1 protein-coding gene is annotated in these 256 nt (G+C 27.7%); it reads left to right on the forward strand.

From position 1 onward, the window contains the following. On the forward strand, positions 1-256 hold a 256-nt coding region (locus QI155_RS11015), incomplete at both ends, for a DNA methyltransferase (protein ID WP_281321686.1).

Genomic DNA, 256 nt, shown 5'->3' on the forward strand with positions numbered 1-256 from the left:
ATTAATTCCTTAGAAACAGAAGAGCCAGAAAAATTGTATTCAAAAACAAAAGAGATTCATAAGAATTTAAATAGTATAACAATTCTTGATCCTGCCTGTGGTTCAGGAAGTTTCCTTGTAAAAGTATCTAAAATTATACATCTGTACTATAAAAGAATGTTGTATCTTTTTGAAGAAAAACATCGTTATTATGATAATTTACATTCTAAATCAGGTGGAACTCTCTTTAATGACTCTGAGTTGTTGGAGAAAATAA

This window comes from Thermodesulfovibrio sp. 1176 (assembly GCF_029946585.1).
Classification (GTDB): Bacteria; Nitrospirota; Thermodesulfovibrionia; order Thermodesulfovibrionales; family Thermodesulfovibrionaceae; genus Thermodesulfovibrio.